This window comes from Picosynechococcus sp. PCC 7117 (assembly GCF_001693275.1).
Lineage (GTDB): Bacteria > Cyanobacteriota > Cyanobacteriia > Cyanobacteriales > MRBY01 > MRBY01.
The window spans coordinates 2034283-2048705 of record NZ_CP016477.1; the positions used below are offsets into that span (position 1 = coordinate 2034283).

Genomic DNA, 14423 nt, shown 5'->3' on the forward strand with positions numbered 1-14423 from the left:
AAATTGCTCTGCCAAGAATGGTTTGGTTTTCCCGATGGTGCGTTGTTAGATTTCCGTATTGGAAGCGGTTTTAAAAGGCCTCACGCATATAAGCGCCCCACAGTTTAGCCGCGTATGAGCTCCCGCCCCGGGTTGGACTATTATCGTCGTTTCCCAACCAAATGGCCGTTACTAAATCTTGGGAGGGGACATAGCCAACAAACCACAGGTCAACATTACTGTTCGTTGTCCCTGTTTTGCCGGCTTCATCAAGGCCCAGACGGGCGGCGGTGCCTGTGCCCCCTTGAATCACTCCCTGAAGCATACTGGTCATGGTGCGGGCGGTATCGCGGGAAATGACTTGTTCTCGGTGGAGATCGGCGCGGTTACTGAAATCGTAGAGTAAATGACAGCTATCAATGGTTTCACCAGTACAGTCGCTGCTGTCAAAAATCCGACGGATGGCGTGGGGTTTATTCCAGGTACCGTCGTTGGCAAAGGTCGCATAGGCCCCTGCCATTTCTAAAACAGAGACTTCACTTTCTCCCAAAATCAAACCAGGGGAGGGTCTCAGTTGTGAGTCTACGCCTAACTGTTGGGCAAAGTTAATGACGCCATCTAACCCCACTGTCTGGGCAATGCGCAGGGCGATCGCATTTTCCGATTGGGCCATGCCGCGAAACATATCGGTACTGGCGGTGCTGGTGCGCTCACAACCACGGTATTGTTGTCCTTGCCAATTGAGAGGCGCACAGGAAAAGGCAGTGTAGGGGGAAATGCCCTGTTCAAGGGCAGCACCATAGCCAAACACCTTAAAAGTTGAACCCGGTTGTCGTTTCGCCTGGACGGCGCGATTAAATTGGCTTTCGGCATAATCTTTGCCGCCAACCATGGCGAGAATTTCACCCGTGTCGCTATCGAGGGTGGTGATCGCCCCTTGGGAAAATCCGACCTGGGTGCCATCCTGCTCAATGGAGGCCTTGAGAGCCGAGGCCGCTTTCTGTTGCATCGTGATATCCAGCCCCGTTTCGATGTAGAGATTCCCCATTTTCAGGGCATCTTCCCCCAGTAATTCCGTCAACTCCTGCTGTACATAGCCATAAAAGTAAGGAGCAGCATTGTTCGATAGCGAACGGCGGGCTTCTTCACTTAAACGCTCTTCGATGGGGGTTAACTTTGCCTGACGTTGTTCTTGATCGGTGATCATCCCCAACTTGTGCATCCGGTCAATCACAAGATTGCGCTGTTCGCGGGATTTATCCGGATCAACAATGGGATTAAAGGCATTTGGGGCGGGCAACATGGCGATCAAAGTCGCAGATTCCAGCAAATCGAGGTCTCGGGCTGACTTGTCAAAATAAAACTGAGCCGCATCCTCAAAACCCGATTGGCCCACCCCCAGGTAAACCTTGTTTAAATACAGCAGCAAAATTTCATCTTTACTGAAGAAAGTTTCCATCTTCAAGGCGACAATTATTTCCCGCAATTTACGGCTGGCACTTTTTTCTCGCCCCACCTCTGGAAATAGACTCCGGGCCACCTGTTGCGTAATTGTACTTGCCCCTTGGGTCGCGCTTCCCCGTAAAAGGGCCACCCTGATCGCCCGCGCAATCCCAATGGGATCAATGCCTGGGTGCCAATAAAAACGGGCATCCTCAGAAGCCATTACCCCGTTTTTTAGGTAAGGTGAAAAATCCTTGAGCCGCTGCAGTTCCCGATGGCTATCGGTAGTAACAGGATTAATTGCGGTCTCTCCGTCCCGGGAAAAAATCACGACAGGGCCTGTAACGCCGGAGGGAAGAGGATTTAAAGGATATTTTGTCCATTGCCATAGCAAGAATAGGGTCAAGAAACCGACGAAGCCACCACCGCTTAACAGACTATACCGAATAATTTTGACCCAGACCGGCATTTCATAACGGTAGGTCAAACAAGCGGCCTGGGCTAATTCGGGGGGCGCAAGATGAATCACGTCACCATGGCGGAGGGGAAAATGTTTAACTTTACGCCGATTGACATAAATACCATTAGAAGAGCGTTCGTCATGGATGAGGTAATGGCGCGGATTTTCGGGATCTTTACTAAGTGAAAAATGTTGGGCACTCACCGTTTCGTTGCGGATGGTGATGTCTTGGCTCGAACTCCGGCCCCCTGTGTGGCGATCGCCAATCAACGGAAAAGGTTGTGTCTGGCCTTCAATGTGTAACTCAGGTACGCGAGCACCAGGCTTGAGGGTATGCTGCCCAAAGTGAACCATCGTGTTGAAGGCTTGGGTGACCATCTGTCCCAATTGTGTTTTTGGAGGTTGGGGATTTTGTTGGGTCATCGCGAGTACCACCACAAAGAGACACTGAAAATACAAGATCTAGGGTAGTCAATTTTGGCGTGAAATTTAGACTTCGTTACCCATTCGTGAACCAAATTTTTGCCAATGACCCCAGATTTTGCCAAAAAAATAAGAGGCCGTTAATCGACCTCCCCAAGTCAAACCCAAAAACAGATGGACACTTGACGATTTGTTTTTAGGTCAAACCAGTATTGGTGCCGGGCTTACCAGTTGCCAGTTGCACCTTAACAATCTTGCCGCCCATCTTCATGATGCGTTGTTGCTCACGGAACCAATTGTCGTAGGGAACCAGCTTGGTGAAGTATGTATTTTGTAATTCACGCTGTGTCCGAATTCGGCTTTGGCTTGGTACACAGGCCGTAATTTTAAACATCCGCATAGCTTAATGATCTCCTTAAAAGTTTTTGAACCCAGTCGTTTATCTGAAAGAGTTTTATTATCAAGGCTGATATAGCAAAGTTCGGAAGTCGCAACCCAGATCCTAGATCCCCAAAACTTGTACCCAGATAAACCTAGTAAAAGCTTATAAAGAGCTAGACAGTGAGCGCATACCTCCGAACTCAATTGGGTTACTACACCATTTGCATCCGACAGATGCGAAGCATTAGCTTAAGCCAGAGCAGATGTAGTCGAAGTAAACACCCATTTCACGGCCAGCGTCAGCACCGACAAGACCAGCAGTGACTTCTTTCATTGCTTGGATTGCTTGAACAGTAGAACCAACGGGTACACCGAGGGAGTTGTAGGTTTCTTTCAAACCGTTGAGCACACGCTCATCGAGGATGGAAGGATCGCCAGCAAGCATTGCATAGGTTGCATAGCGGAGGTAGTAGTCGAGGTCACGAATACAAGCAGCGTAACGACGAGTGGTGTACATGTTGCCACCAGGACGAGTTACATCGGAGTAAAGGAGAGACTTAGCAACAGCTTCCTTTACAATTGCTGCAGCGTTAGCACTGATGGTGCTAGCAGCACGGACACGGAGAGCACCAGTTGTGAAATAAGCCTTGAGCTTATCCATTGCACTGCCATCAAGGTACTTACCTTGGACGTCAGCAGAGTTGATTACAGAAGTAATTGCGTCTTGCATTGTTATAATTCCTTATCTTAGTAGGTCTTAACGAAGTTCCAGAGGGTAAAAACCACTATGGAGAAAGTAATCAAATTTTATGATTACTCCATTGCTCCGATGACATAGTCAAAGTAAGCACCAGCTTCAGCTGCATCGTCGCCAGACATCATGCCAGTCGCAACAGCTTTCATTTCACGAACGGCCTGAGCAACCGCATCAACGGGAGTGCCCAAGGACTTGTACATTTCGCGAACGCCAACAAGACCGATTTCTTCGATGGGAGTTACATCACCAGCAACGACACCGTAGGTGATTAGACGGAGATAGTAGTCCATGTCACGGAGGCAAGTTGCAGTCATTTCTTCGCCGTAAGCGTTACCGCCGGGAGAAACAACGTCGGGGCGCTTCTGGAAGAGGGCATCACCAGCAGATTTGATGATGCGCTCACGGGAGCCAGTCAGGGTTTCAGCGATCCGAAGACGGCTTTCACCAGAAGTAACAAAAGCTTTGATGCGATCGAGTTCACCGGGGCTGAGGTAACGAGCTTCAGCGTCGGCATTCACGATGGATTTCGTGACAATACTCATCTATGGATTCCTCCTCTAGATATGAGACTAAATAAAGTAAATAATTACCAGATTTTAGGTTTAAACTGGTTTTTTATCAAATGAATGGTGGCTTTCTTTAATTTGCTTTATATTGCTCAAATTAAAACCAACATTGTGGGTGTGTGAAGCCCCTAAGCGTCCGGATTACTACCTAAATGTTTCATCAGAGAAATAAGCCGACACTGTCCTAGGTTTTCCTACAGCCATCCGCAAATATTTTGCGTTACTGTGTCACCTCTCCTTGTTGTTTCGTAACAGTTTTTAACATCTACAGGGGCTAAGGGGGATCTTGGGTTGAGTGCTGTCCTGAGGGACTAGAGCTGGTATTTTTCTCAGGTGCTGGCAGGTTTACTGAAAAATAGACCTCGAATTTTGTCATGGAATAGACTTTGACACGCACGAAAATGCCAGGATTGGGGGGTCGATGCCGAAAGCCAATGGTTTTTAGAAAAGACTGAGTTGTTCTGGTTCGGGGGTGAGCTGCTGCCAGGGGAGGGACGGCACTGGAATCTGGGCTTGCTGTAGTTGTTCTTGGAAATAGCGGGCATGGCCGGGGGAGTGATCTTCGATGGGACAGTGCATGAAGAAATAGATGGAGTGGCCAGCGGCATACCATTGCTGAATCTGCCGGCACCATTGCTCGAAGTAGGGCTGATTTAAGGAACGTTTGGGATGGCTGATAAAACGGACAATGGCTTTCTGGTTCGTTACTGTTGGGATCAGCGGCACTTCTGGTTTGGGGCGTTGGGAATGGGCCTGGGGGTTATCGGGGCAATTGTAAATGGGGCGGGTATCTAATAGAACTTTACTCACACTGTGGTGAGCGAGCAGGGTGTCAAGGCGATCGCGGTGGGGCGCTTGAAACCAGTCGAGGTGGCGTACTTCTACGCCTAGGGTGACGGGAGAATCTGCTAGAGCGAGTAGAAATGCCTGTAGATCGTCGTAGTAATTCGGGGAATAGTAAGGGGGAAGCTGGGCAAAGATACAGCCTAGGCGATCGCCTAAAGGTGCAACCCGGTCGATAAACGCCTTTGCCTGGTCTAATTGAGCCATTAACGGGCCTTGGTGGGTCACGGTCTGGGGAAATTTCAAGCAAAAGCGGAATTCGGGGGGTGTTTGTTCCCGCCAGCGTGTCACAGTTTCGGCGGATGGCACCGCATAAAACGTCGTATTTCCTTCTACGGCATGGAGGCGATCGCCATAGAGCCTCAAAAAATCTTTCGCAGCACTGCCCCTTGGGTAAAAATCCCCTAACCAACCCCGGTAGGCCCAGACTGCACACCCCAAACGAAATTCCTGTACCACGAAGACATTTCTCCCTACTGCTAGTTTGGCTGTCCCTGATTTTTACTGATTTTATCTAGAAATCCAGACAAACAAGTATTTTTACTCATTGCTTTGTTCACTTTGAGCAACTTCTTGGGGGAAGAATCGCTAAAAACGAATTGACGCAATCACACAGTTGTCAATAATTGTTTACAATATGTAATAGTTGGCCGGGTATTTCTGCATCAGTAGAAATTCAGCCCAGTATTAATTGTCAAAACTGTTCAGGAGATAACTATGTTTCCAACAAATAACGAACTCTCATTAGAACAACAATTCAGTCTCCGTTCCTTCGAAAGCCAAGTGCAACAGATGAACCGTGAGCAAGCCCTGGAGCACCTCGTGAAACTTTATGAGCAAATGCTCTCACGGGAGAATATGTACAAAGAAGTGATCAAACACCAATGGGGACTCTAGGGAATAGTCCAAATGCTGGAAACAGCACTAATAGTCCGGTTTATTTCGACTAAGAGCATCCACTGGTGAACGTGAATATTTTTCACTGGCCTCCTTCTCAAGCCTGATCACAACGGCATCACGCTAGGGATGTGGGGGTAGGGAAAAAATTCCAAACGATTTATTGACTTGCAGTTCAACTTCTTCGGGGAGAAGTGCTACCGTAAAGAAAATTTTGATTCTTAGCCCACAATTTTTAGCGATATTGCCATGTTTCATAGCGCCTTAGTCTGTACAGATTTTTCCGATGGCTTAGATCGACTCACTGGCTGCATCGCAAATCTGGTACAGGGAGGACTATCCCGGATTGTTTTTTTCCATAGTGTGCCCCTCTGGACAGAAGGCAATATCCCCCGCATTGACAAAGAAAAAGTTGCCGCTGCCCAAGCCCATCTTTCCAAGGCCCTCACCCAGGTGCCGGCTGGTGCAGATGTCAAAGTAGAAATTGTTTCTGGGAATGCCCTCGATAACATTCCCCAAGTCCTTGAGCAATATCAATGTGATGTCATCTTGGTGGGCACCCCCATCAAAAATTTAATCCAAGAAAAAATGTTTGGCAGTACGAGCCTGGGTCTGATCAAGTCTCTGAAAAAGCCGATCATGATCCTCCGGCCCCAGATTGTCTCTACCTATACTTGTGAGGAGTTGGCGCTGCGTTGCCGCCATCTGTGGCGATATCTGCTGCTTCCCTACAATGGCAGTGATGAGGCGAAATATTTAATTGAACAGGTGAAGACTTTTGCAAAAAATGCGCCCCAAGGGGCGATCGCCAATTGTTTTTTGTTGTCTGTCTTTGATAATTCTGGTATCCAGCGCATTCAGATTGAATATCTCCAAAAAGAGGCCGAGGAAAAACTCGCGAAGGTTAAAGGAGAGCTAGAAGCCTTGGGACTGACGGTCAAAACCGCCGTTAAAATCGGCAATCCTCTCAGTGAAACCCTTGATATTGCCGTCAAAGAAGATATTAGTGCGATCGCCATCGCCAGCAAACCCCGCAATCAACTCCTTGAACTCACGGTACATAGCTATGCGAGCGATTTGTTGCACCGCAGTTGGTTCCCGACCCTATTTTTCCCGATGTAGGTAATCTGGCATCAAAATAAAGGCGATTGATAAAGGCGATCGCCCTTGCCGCAATTCAGACCGTTGATTTTGTTGAAAATCAAGGGATTTCTGGAGAAAAACTCAAATGTAACGAATTGCAAAGTATAATGAACAACATCTAATTTTTAGTTGTCGTTCGTTAGAGTAGGAAGCCCTTCACCATGCGAGTTGCGATCGCCGGAGCCGGATTAGCAGGATTATCCTGTGCGAAATACCTTGTTGATGCAGGACATACTCCTATTGTCCTCGAGAGAAGAGACGTTCTCGGTGGCAAAGTCGCCGCATGGCAAGACGAAGATGGTGACTGGTATGAAACTGGTCTACACATCTTTTTCGGAGCCTATCCCAATATGCTCCAGCTCTTTAAAGAACTCAACATCGAAGATCGTCTGCAGTGGAAAGAACATACGATGATCTTCAATCAACCCGACGCTCCTGGTACCTATTCCCGGTTTGACTTCCCCGATCTGCCCGCTCCCATCAACGGTGTGTTTGCCATCCTCCGCAATAACGACATGCTCACCTGGGAAGAAAAGATCAAATTTGGCATCGGCTTAATCCCGGCGATGGTACAGGGCCAAAAATATGTCGAAGACATGGACAAATATTCCTGGTCTGAATGGATGAAGAAACAGGGAATCCCTGAGCGGGTCGAAAAAGAAGTCTTCATCGCCATGTCCAAGGCCTTGAACTTCATCAACCCCGATGAAATTTCTGCCACCATTCTGCTCACCGCCCTTAACCGCTTCCTCCAAGAAAAGAACGGCTCAAAGATGGCCTTCCTCGATGGCTCTCCCACCGAACGCCTCTGCCAACCCATCGTGGACTACATCACTGAACGGGGCGGCGAAGTCCATCTCAACCGTCCCCTCAAAGAAATTCAACTCAACGAAGATGGCTCTGTAAAAGGCTTCCTGCTGCGTGGTCTAAACGGTGCCGAAGACGAATTCTTTACCGCTGATGCCTATGTATCAGCGATGCCTGTTGATCCCCTCAAGGTAATGTTGCCCAAGCCTTGGAAAGAAATGTCCTTTTTCCAGAAACTGGATGGCCTCGAAGGCGTCCCGGTAATCAACCTGCACATGTGGTTTGATCGCAAATTAACCGATGTGGATCATCTCCTCTTTTCGCGATCGCCTTTATTAAGCGTGTATGCGGACATGAGCAACACTTGCCGTGGCTACTACAGCGACAAATCCATGTTAGAGCTGGTCTTGGCCCCCGCAAAGGACTGGATTAGCAAGTCCGATGAGGAGATCATCGCCGCCACCATGGAAGAATTGCAACAACTCTTCCCCGATGACTTTACGGGTGATAATCAAGCCAAACTTTTGAAGTACCATGTGGTGAAAACTCCCCGCTCCGTTTACAAGTCAACCCCCGGTCGCCAAGATCACCGTCCCTCCCAGGAGACACCCATCTCCAACTTCTTCCTCACTGGGGACTACACAATGCAGCGCTATCTCGCCAGTATGGAAGGGGCCGTCCTCTCCGGGAAACTCACCGCCCAAGCTGTTGCGAAAGCGGCTGAAACCACCCTTGCTGACCAGGCCACCACTGTTTCCGTTGCCGCATAAAATCAGTCTGTGGGAGACTTCTTGACAAAATTAAGATTAATTTCCCATTTGACTCGTACAATGCGACAATCATTATGGCTTTTTTTGCCCACGGGGAGGCCCGGAAACGACTCCCCAGACACTTCGCCCGCAACGCATGCTGCAATTGTCTAGACTTCAACCTTCCCCACCCACTGCCTCGTCCTTCATCTCCCGTGAAGAGGCCTACGAATATTGTCGTACTGTTACGGCGATGTATTCTAAGACGTTTTACCTAGGCACCCTCCTCATGCCCAAGGAAAAACGCGAGGCAATTTGGGCCATTTATGTCTGGTGTCGTCGCACCGATGAACTGGTTGATGGGCCAGAAGCGGTTAATACTACCCCAGAAACCCTCGATCAATGGGAGCGGGATCTCGAATCTGTATTTGCGGGGCAACCGGTTGCCGATCCAGATGTGGCCTTGGTGGATAGCTTGAATCGCTTTCCCCTCGATATCCAGCCCTTTCGGGACATGATTGCTGGGCAACGCATGGATTTATATCGCAGTCGCTATGAAACATTTGAGGACTTGGAGCTCTATTGCTATCGAGTCGCTGGGACTGTGGGCCTGATGTCCGGGGCGGTCATGGGTTTAGAAAATCGCACGAATACGGCCCCCTGGAATCGCCAAAGCCAGTCTCAGATGCCGACGGAAGAGGCGATCGCCCTAGGGATTGCCAATCAACTAACAAACATTCTCCGGGATGTGGGGGAAGACCGGGGCCGTGGTCGCATTTACCTGCCCCTAGAAGATTTAGCGTTATTTAACTATTCCGAAAAGGACTTGTTCGCGGGGGTCATCGATGAGCGGTGGCGATCGCTAATGAAATTTCAAATTAAGCGGGCCCGCCATTACTACCAAATTGCCGAGCGGGGAATTCGGTCGCTCCATCCCGATGCCCGCTGGCCGGTGTGGTCTGCCTTGATGTTGTACCAAGGGATCCTCGATATCATCGAGAAAAATGACTACGATGTCTTTAACCGCCGCGCCTATGTGCCGACGGCCAAGAAAATGGTTTATCTACCCGTCGCCCTACTGCGATCGCAAGTGTTGTAAACCATTAACGTCAACGGATTTTTACTGAAGCCAAGAAAAAGGCGATCGCCAAGTTTTATTTGTTACTCTCCGATTAGGCGATGAATCTGTTGCAGAAAATCATCATAATCAACCACTGGCTTAGAAATATACCCCTCAGCCCCACTCTTGCTCAGGAAGGTTTCGCGATCGCCTTGCATCGCGTGGGCTGTCACTAAAATCACTGGAATTTCCTTCGTCTGGGGATCTGCTTTGAGCATTTGGGTAATCCGAATTCCATCCACTGACTCCCCTTCATAGAGACTTGCCGTTAGGGAAACATCCATCATCACCAGATCAACCTTTCCCGCTGATGTTAAGGCCATAATTTCCCCGACATTCTCAGAGCAGAGCACATCAAACTGGCCCCGTTTCTGCAAAATTGTGCTGAAAACACGCACATTAATCGGATCATCTTCAACTATCAATATCGTGGCCATAACTACTTTCTTGAGATTAGGGACAACTGCAAACAATCAATTCTGGGATTCACTATGGCGTAATCACTGGGGTCTTGCGGGCCATTGAGCAGAAGCACAATATATCATCTCTGCCACCTCGATTATTACCCCCTTAAATTAAAGACATCGCGTAACTTATTTCTACCCAAAGCAAAGCGAATCCATAACAATGTTTTTTGCGACAGAGAGCCCTATGCCTTTATGGTGAAAAAGATGCAAACGCTTGTAAAGATTTAAGAATCAACAGTATATTCCTTGAAAACAGCGTTCCCCATTATTGTCCAATCAGCATAAATTCATGGCACAACAACTCGATCTGCTCCAGTCCGGTCACATTATCCCGACAGCGCTCCATGTGGAAATGGAACAGTCCTATATGGAATATGCGATGAGTGTGATCGTCGGACGGGCATTGCCGGATGTGCGGGATGGTCTTAAACCAGTGCATCGGCGGATTTTGTATGCGATGTATGAGTTGGGCTTAAGTCCGGATCGCCCTTACCGCAAATGTGCGCGGGTGGTGGGGGATGTGTTGGGGAAGTATCACCCCCACGGCGATCAGTCCGTTTATGATGCGTTAGTGCGGTTGGTGCAGGATTTCTCGACGCGCTATCCGTTGTTGGCGGGACATGGAAATTTTGGTTCGATTGATAATGATCCGCCGGCGGCGATGCGGTATACGGAAACGCGGTTATCGCCCGTGAGTTTTGAGGCGATGTTGGCACAGATTAGTGAAGATATTGTTGATTTTACGGATAATTTTGATGGGTCGCAGCAGGAGCCAGTGGTGCTGCCGGTACAGTTGCCGATCTTGCTGCTGAATGGCTCTTCGGGGATTGCGGTGGGGATGGCAACGAATATGCCGCCGCACAATTTGGGGGAAGTGGTGGATGGGTTGATCGCTTTGATTGATGATCCAGAAATTGAGGATGAGAAGTTATGGGCAATTATTCCTGCGCCGGATTTTCCGACAGGGGGAGAAATCGTTGATCTCGCTGGGGTGCGCGACGCCTACCGGACGGGACGGGGCATTATTCCGATGCGGGGCATTGTCCATTTGGAAGTGCTGCAGGTGGGGCGGAAACGGAAGCGGGATGTGAATGCGCTGGTGGTGACGGAACTGCCCTATCAGGTGAATAAGGCGGCGTGGATTGAAAAGATCGCGGATCTGGTGAATGATGGCAAGATTGCGGGGATTTCGGATATTCGGGATGAGAGCGATCGCCAAGGGATGCGGGTAGTGATTGAACTGAAGCGGGATGCGGAACCGGAGAAGGTTTTGAAGCTGCTTTATAAGAAAACGGCGTTACAGTCGAATTTTGGGGCAATTTTGCTGTCTTTGGTGAATAATCAGCCGCGCCAGTTGTCGTTAAAGGCGATTTTGCAGGAATTTCTTGAATTTCGAGAAGAAACGGTCACTCGGCAATATCGGTATGAGTTAGAGCAGAAGGAAACGCGGCAACATTCGGTGGAGGGGTTATTACTCGCGCTGAATAATTTGGATGCGGTGATTGATATTTTGCGGAATGCGGCGGATGGCACGACGGCAAAACAGCAGTTTCAGGCGGCATTGGGGTTTAGTGAAAGTCAGTCGGATGCGATCTTGGCGATGCCGATGCGACGGTTAACGGGCTTGGAACGGCAAAAACTGGAACAGGAGTCTACGGAACTGGCGACGGAGATCGCCAAGTTAAATAAGTTGTTGAGCGATCGCCACGAATTACTCAAGGCACTAAAGCGGGAATTGCGCAGTTTAAAACGGAAATTTGCCGACCCGCGTCGCACCCGTTTACCGGATGTGCCATCCCCTGAACCGGAACCTGTTACAGTCGAGGCGGAGCCAGACACCCCCGCAGCGACCCCGAAGAAAAAACGCCAATCCCGCAAAAAGGAGGAACCTGTGCTTGCCCTCCTGCCGCAACTAACGGAGACTTCCCATGTGGCGATCGCCGCGTCGGGGGGAGTGTATTGGGGTAATGATGATGCGGGGCTATTGGACGAGGAACCGACCATTTTTAAGGCGCAGATTGGCACGCAGGAAAATTTAATCGTCTGCACCGATCAAGGGAAAGCTTTTCCGGTGGCGATCGCCGATTTACCCTACCAAGAACAGCGGGATAAACCCCAATTAATCGATTTATTACCGGATCATGCCCTACGGGATAATCATCAGCCGATCACCCAGTTTTTATTGCCCAATAATTTAGCAGAGTACGATTTACTTTTACTTACAGCCCAAGGACGAATTAAACGTCTCCCGGCGATCGAACTCGAAAGTTTCACCAGTCGCGGCTTGAGTTTGATTAAGCTCAAGGATAAAGACACCCTCAAATTCGCCTGTTTCGTGAAGGGGGGTGAACAGGTGGCGATCGCCGTCAGCAGTGGGCGGGTCTTGCATTTACCCGTAAACGATCACGAAATCCCTGTCATGGGCAGAACCTCCCAAGGGAACCAAGCCCTGCGCCTCCGCTTTAATGAGCAAATTGTCGCCTGTGTTCCCTGCCAACGGCACAACGAACTTTACTTAATCTCCGAGGAAGGCTACGGCAAAAAATTAGCCGCCAGCAGCTTACGGCTCGGTAAACGGGGTGATATGGGCAACCATGTGATGCGCTTTGAATCAAAAACCGATCTGCTCCTCACACTTTTCGTTCCCGATCAACAGGAATCCCTGTTGGTAAAAGATTCCCGAGAAAACCTCGATCTGTTGCCTTTAAGTAAATTTAATCTGGCTGAAAAGGATAGCGCCGGACAAAGACTGGTGAAATTAACTGGGGGCGATCGCCTCGTTAATTGTTATCTGAGTGGGTCGTAGAAGCCATAAAAAAGAGGGGATTAATTTCCCCTCCGTGGTCATTGCCTTTGAGCTTGTTTTTGAGCATTTTATTGCGTTTTTTTAGTTGCCGTTGACGGGCCGCGCCGCCTTTGCCTTTGTCGTTACGACCCCGACGCCGGGGACTTTCCCAACTTTTGATGCGCATCGGATTAATGGTAATTTTCTGAACTTCTTTTTTCGACAATAACACAAATAGCCTAGATTTTTCTGCGCGGCCTAAAACTCAGCCATGGGTTAGACTTTCAGCCTATGATAAAAACGACTTTTTTCTGGGAGATTATGGTGCGATCGCCGTTTCGAAAAGCACAGGTTTTATTCACCACCTACTACGCCTACATGGTGGAATATCGGGCCGAGCTATTTTTTTGGGTACTCAACTCGTCCCTACCGATTATCCTGTTGGGGGTGTGGACAGAAGCCTCGAACCAAGTGGAGTTGCCCCTGTCTGCGATTGAATTTGCCCGCTACTTTATCGCCGTCTTTTTTATTCGCCAACTGACTCTCGTCTGGGTGATCTGGGAATTTGAAAAGGAAGTCTCCCAGGGAAAACTGTCCTTTGCCCTACTCCAACCCATTGATCCCGTTTGGCGACATTTTGCGAGCCATGTGTCGGAACGGTTTGCTCGCCTGCCCTTTAGCATTGCCCTGGTGCTCTTGTTTTTTGCCCTTTATCCCCAGGCATTTTGGGTACCGAGCTTGACCCAGGTGTTGCTCTGTATTCTCACAGCGGCGATCGCCTTTGGTCTGCGTTTCCTCCTGCAATACACCTTTGCGATGGCGGCCTTTTGGGTGGAACGGGCCAGCGCCATCGAACAAATTTGGTTTTTGTTTTATATTTTCCTCTCTGGCTATATCGCTCCCCTAGAAACCTTTCCGCCCCTCATGAAAGAAATTGCCCTGCTGACTCCCTTCCCCTATGTGGTGTACTTCCCCTCGGCGATCTTGATGGGGTTGCCGGTGCGTCTCACCGAAGGCTTCATTGTCATGGGCGTCTGGAGTTTGATTTTCTATGGCCTAAATCGCTACTTTTGGCGTAAAGGTTTGAAACATTATTCCGGCATGGGTGCGTAGGAAGCTTAACTTTTGTTGAGTTTTATTGATAGCTATAAAGTCCGGTTCCTATGATGATCGAACCCCCAGGGGGTTTAAAGATTGACAAATTTGAAGGAGCCACCATGCGCTACATGGAAGATGAAGACGGTAAGCTGAATAATTTTGCCCAAGAGCCCAAAATGTACCAAGCAGAGGCAAAAACAGCGAAAGAACAAAAAAATTTGCTGGTTATTGGTGTTCTAGGAGGCGTACTTGTGGCGACCCTCATCGGTGTCACGGTGCTGATCTCCGGTTAGGGGTCTGGTCTGGTGGCGAAGGAAGTCAGGCTACACTAAAGATGTGATGGATCAATCACATTTAAGAGGCGATCGCCATGAATGAAGGACTTCTTGCTGTTGAGATTATTGGGATTTTTACGGTTGCGTTTATAATTTTGACCCCAATTCTTTATTGGGTTTTACCGCACCATTTTTCTCTTTCCTGAAAGCAGTTTTGGTCAAGTTTTCTC

14 protein-coding genes are annotated in these 14423 nt (G+C 48.9%); 7 read left to right on the forward strand and 7 right to left on the reverse strand.

Annotated elements, in window-relative coordinates; genetic code table 11:
* Nucleotides 1-70 precede the first annotated feature (70 nt).
* The 5 genes from AWQ22_RS09815 to AWQ22_RS09835 all read right to left on the reverse strand — a co-directional run bounded on the left by AWQ22_RS09815 (nucleotide 71) and on the right by AWQ22_RS09835 (nucleotide 5311).
* On the reverse strand, nucleotides 71-2305 hold the full coding sequence (locus AWQ22_RS09815; protein ID WP_065710971.1) for a PBP1A family penicillin-binding protein: 2235 nt from the start codon (nucleotides 2303-2305) through the stop codon (nucleotides 71-73).
* Nucleotides 2306-2501: 196 nt separating this feature from the next.
* Nucleotides 2502-2705 carry a phycobilisome linker polypeptide gene (locus AWQ22_RS09820; protein WP_012307538.1) on the reverse strand — a complete coding sequence of 68 codons (204 nt, stop codon included), beginning with the start codon at nucleotides 2703-2705 and terminating at the stop codon, nucleotides 2502-2504.
* A gap of 225 nt (nucleotides 2706-2930) precedes the next feature.
* The gene (apcB, locus tag AWQ22_RS09825; RefSeq protein WP_012307539.1) at nucleotides 2931-3416 is read right to left on the reverse strand and encodes an allophycocyanin subunit beta; all 486 of its coding nucleotides are present in this window, start codon (nucleotides 3414-3416) and stop codon (nucleotides 2931-2933) included.
* A gap of 83 nt (nucleotides 3417-3499) precedes the next feature.
* On the reverse strand, nucleotides 3500-3985 hold the full coding sequence (locus AWQ22_RS09830; RefSeq protein ID WP_012307540.1) for an allophycocyanin subunit alpha: 486 nt from the start codon (nucleotides 3983-3985) through the stop codon (nucleotides 3500-3502).
* 465 nt (nucleotides 3986-4450) lie between these two features.
* Complete coding sequence (locus AWQ22_RS09835; protein WP_065710972.1) at nucleotides 4451-5311, reverse strand: DUF72 domain-containing protein; 861 nt, start codon at nucleotides 5309-5311, stop codon at nucleotides 4451-4453.
* Between the two features lie 258 nt (nucleotides 5312-5569).
* On the opposite strand from AWQ22_RS09835, the gene AWQ22_RS09840 reads away from it, so the two are divergent.
* The 4 genes from AWQ22_RS09840 (at nucleotide 5570) to crtB (ending at nucleotide 9547) form a co-directional block, all read left to right on the forward strand.
* Nucleotides 5570-5749: an NblA/ycf18 family protein gene (locus AWQ22_RS09840; RefSeq protein WP_030006436.1), complete on the forward strand. Its 180-nt coding sequence runs from the start codon at nucleotides 5570-5572 to the stop codon at nucleotides 5747-5749.
* A 249-nt stretch (nucleotides 5750-5998) separates the two neighbouring features.
* Entirely contained in the window at nucleotides 5999-6871 is an 873-nt protein-coding gene (locus AWQ22_RS09845) for a universal stress protein (RefSeq protein ID WP_065710973.1), read from the forward strand.
* A gap of 182 nt (nucleotides 6872-7053) precedes the next feature.
* Nucleotides 7054-8469 (forward strand): 15-cis-phytoene desaturase, encoded by a 1416-nt coding sequence (pds, locus tag AWQ22_RS09850; RefSeq protein ID WP_030006437.1) that lies wholly within the window; start codon nucleotides 7054-7056, stop codon nucleotides 8467-8469.
* A 136-nt stretch (nucleotides 8470-8605) separates the two neighbouring features.
* Nucleotides 8606-9547: a 15-cis-phytoene synthase CrtB gene (gene crtB / locus AWQ22_RS09855; protein WP_012307546.1), complete on the forward strand. Its 942-nt coding sequence runs from the start codon at nucleotides 8606-8608 to the stop codon at nucleotides 9545-9547.
* Between the two features lie 62 nt (nucleotides 9548-9609).
* Here the strand turns inward: crtB and AWQ22_RS09860 are convergent, their stop codons facing one another.
* On the reverse strand, nucleotides 9610-10005 hold the full coding sequence (locus tag AWQ22_RS09860; protein ID WP_012307547.1) for a response regulator: 396 nt from the start codon (nucleotides 10003-10005) through the stop codon (nucleotides 9610-9612).
* A 319-nt stretch (nucleotides 10006-10324) separates the two neighbouring features.
* Here AWQ22_RS09860 and AWQ22_RS09865 point away from each other — a divergent pair, with 319 nt between their 5' ends.
* On the forward strand, nucleotides 10325-12841 hold the full coding sequence (locus AWQ22_RS09865; protein ID WP_065710974.1) for a DNA topoisomerase (ATP-hydrolyzing) subunit A: 2517 nt from the start codon (nucleotides 10325-10327) through the stop codon (nucleotides 12839-12841).
* Here the strand turns inward: AWQ22_RS09865 and AWQ22_RS09870 are convergent.
* Complete coding sequence (locus AWQ22_RS09870) at nucleotides 12816-13007, reverse strand: hypothetical protein (RefSeq protein ID WP_030006439.1); 192 nt, start codon at nucleotides 13005-13007, stop codon at nucleotides 12816-12818. The genes AWQ22_RS09865 and AWQ22_RS09870 overlap by 26 nt on opposite strands.
* 134 nt (nucleotides 13008-13141) lie before the next feature.
* Here AWQ22_RS09870 and AWQ22_RS09875 point away from each other — a divergent pair, with 134 nt between their 5' ends.
* Together AWQ22_RS09875 and psb34 are read left to right on the forward strand one after the other, a co-directional pair.
* Nucleotides 13142-13933, forward strand: a complete 792-nt coding sequence (locus AWQ22_RS09875) for an ABC-2 family transporter protein (protein ID WP_065710975.1) — start codon at nucleotides 13142-13144, stop codon at nucleotides 13931-13933.
* Between the two features lie 50 nt (nucleotides 13934-13983).
* The gene (gene psb34, locus AWQ22_RS09880; RefSeq protein ID WP_041443557.1) at nucleotides 13984-14211 is read left to right on the forward strand and encodes a photosystem II assembly protein Psb34; all 228 of its coding nucleotides are present in this window, start codon (nucleotides 13984-13986) and stop codon (nucleotides 14209-14211) included.
* Nucleotides 14212-14423 lie beyond the last annotated feature (212 nt).

Excerpts from the sequence above, each read along its gene's own strand:
- AWQ22_RS09815 (WP_065710971.1), bottom strand. The coding sequence starts at position 2,305 with ATGACCCAACAAAATCCCCAACCTCCAAAAACACAATTGGGACAGATG.
- AWQ22_RS09820 (WP_012307538.1), bottom strand. The coding sequence starts at position 2,705 with ATGCGGATGTTTAAAATTACGGCCTGTGTACCAAGCCAAAGCCGAATT.
- apcB (WP_012307539.1), bottom strand. The coding sequence starts at position 3,416 with ATGCAAGACGCAATTACTTCTGTAATCAACTCTGCTGACGTCCAAGGT.
- AWQ22_RS09830 (WP_012307540.1), bottom strand. The coding sequence starts at position 3,985 with ATGAGTATTGTCACGAAATCCATCGTGAATGCCGACGCTGAAGCTCGT.
- AWQ22_RS09840 (WP_030006436.1), top strand. The coding sequence starts at position 5,570 with ATGTTTCCAACAAATAACGAACTCTCATTAGAACAACAATTCAGTCTC.
- AWQ22_RS09845 (WP_065710973.1), top strand. The coding sequence starts at position 5,999 with ATGTTTCATAGCGCCTTAGTCTGTACAGATTTTTCCGATGGCTTAGAT.
- pds (WP_030006437.1), top strand. The coding sequence starts at position 7,054 with ATGCGAGTTGCGATCGCCGGAGCCGGATTAGCAGGATTATCCTGTGCG.
- crtB (WP_012307546.1), top strand. The coding sequence starts at position 8,606 with ATGCTGCAATTGTCTAGACTTCAACCTTCCCCACCCACTGCCTCGTCC.
- AWQ22_RS09860 (WP_012307547.1), bottom strand. The coding sequence starts at position 10,005 with ATGGCCACGATATTGATAGTTGAAGATGATCCGATTAATGTGCGTGTT.
- AWQ22_RS09865 (WP_065710974.1), top strand. The coding sequence starts at position 10,325 with ATGGCACAACAACTCGATCTGCTCCAGTCCGGTCACATTATCCCGACA.
- AWQ22_RS09870 (WP_030006439.1), bottom strand. The coding sequence starts at position 13,007 with ATGCGCATCAAAAGTTGGGAAAGTCCCCGGCGTCGGGGTCGTAACGAC.
- AWQ22_RS09875 (WP_065710975.1), top strand. The coding sequence starts at position 13,142 with ATGGTGCGATCGCCGTTTCGAAAAGCACAGGTTTTATTCACCACCTAC.
- psb34 (WP_041443557.1), top strand. The coding sequence starts at position 13,984 with ATGATGATCGAACCCCCAGGGGGTTTAAAGATTGACAAATTTGAAGGA.